Annotated in this window: 1 protein-coding gene; it reads right to left on the minus strand. The window is 47.2% G+C overall.

Going from position 1 to position 1,741, the window contains the following annotated elements:
• Positions 1–114: 114 nt before the first annotated feature.
• Complete coding sequence (locus GMES_RS03405) at positions 115–984, minus strand: EamA family transporter (RefSeq protein ID WP_006991171.1); 870 nt, start codon at positions 982–984, stop codon at positions 115–117.
• Positions 985–1,741: the final 757 nt, after the last annotated feature.

Below are 1,741 nucleotides of genomic sequence, written 5' to 3' on the forward strand. Positions count from 1 at the left end.
TGCCCAGTCATTTTCTTAACGTTATAAATCACCTCGGCAAACCTAGGCGGTGAGCTCCGCCTAGAGAACAATGCAGCCTTGAGCGCGCAATAGCCTTGTATATTCGCACAATCACTATACGCCCATATCGACTGCTTTTTTGGGGGTGAAGCTACTGCCGATTGAAGCAATAATCACTAAGGCAATAGCCCCCCATTGCAACACACTCAAATACTCACTTAAAATAACAAAACCCGCTAAAGCGGCAATGGCAGGCTCTAAACTCATTAATACGCTAAAAGCCTGGGTTGGCATATTTCTAAGCGCGACCATTTCCAAAGAGTAGGGCAAGGCACTGGATAACACACCCACCAATAAACCAAGGGGCAGGACTTCCCAGCTAAATAAGGCTAAGCCTTGGGTCACAGCGCCAACGGGGACCAGCACAATAGCCGCCACCGTCATGCCGAGCGCCACAGTAATACCACCAGAGGCTTGTTTGCCCGTGCGGGTGCCAAATAAAATATAACCTGCCCAGCAAGCACCTGCGCCTAATGCCATTAACGCACCGGTAATATCGAGGCCTTGTGCGCTGGACAAATCAGGCATCAAAAGCACAATCCCTGCTATGGCGCAGGCGACCCACACTAGGTCACTTTTTCGTTTAGATGAAAACAACGCCACAGCCAGCGGGCCGGTGAACTCAAGGGCAACTGCAATCCCTAAGGGAATACGTTCAATCGCCAAATAAAACAGTATGTTCATACCGCCTAAGCACAGACCGTAGACAATAATGCTGCGCCAATCTCGCCCCTGCGGGAGTGCTCGCCACGGGCGAAACACTAACCAAAGTACGGCAGCTGCAAACCCTAAACGCAGGGCGGTGGTGCCATCAGGGCCAATGATAGGGAAAAGCTGTTTGGCTAAAGATGCACCAGATTGAATGGTCACCATAGCGAGCAATACACTGCCTACGGCAGTGAGAAGTACACGATTGATTTGCATCGAGAAACTACCCAAAAGAATTAATAATCGAAGTGGCGGCATTCTACCTGATGAAATGTGATTTCACACTTTATGCGCTGCGCTTATTTGTGCATTGTGTGCACTTATGGGCTTCGTGCACAGAGCACAGCTTCGCTGTCTACACACTGGTGTGCTAAGCATGCGCGGTGCTTATTGATAGCTCTCGGCTACTAGGGCATACGCTTCGCGTACTTATGAGCTGCGCACACTTTACGCACTTCGTGCACTTATGAGCTGCGCACACTTTACGCACTTCGTGCACTTATGGGCTTCGCCCACGTCATCCCTGACGCTTTTTCAAACGGAATCCATTCCGTCCAACTTACTTTTCTTCAACAGCTAAGAAAAGTAAGCACAAATTTATCGGGAATGAATTTGAACATCCGAAGGATGGCCTAAGAGTATTTATAAAGACATCAGTATTAATAAATACATCCTATTAATAAAGACATCCAACTCTAGAATCGTAAATATTAATAGAGACAGCCATCTTTAGAATCGTGTAAAAAACTCTCCTGCATAGGGGAAGAAACCCCTCAATAGGCGTTAAAGTACTTTTGATCTGAATGATTGGGGATTTTTACTGGAATATTAAGTGTTGCGGAAGAAAACGGCGCGTCAGGTCAATTTTTAGGCAAGCGTCAACGCTACAAGAGATGCATTAGATGTGTTAATTGCAATGTCTTATGCGCGTTTTAACAACGCTTTGGCTTTGGTCATTCCCCGCAGCCGTTGA

The organism is Paraglaciecola mesophila KMM 241, assembly GCF_000315015.1.
GTDB classification, from domain to species: Bacteria; Pseudomonadota; Gammaproteobacteria; order Enterobacterales; family Alteromonadaceae; genus Paraglaciecola; species Paraglaciecola mesophila.

Excerpts from the sequence above, each read along its gene's own strand:
- GMES_RS03405 (WP_006991171.1), bottom strand. The coding sequence starts at position 984 with ATGCAAATCAATCGTGTACTTCTCACTGCCGTAGGCAGTGTATTGCTC.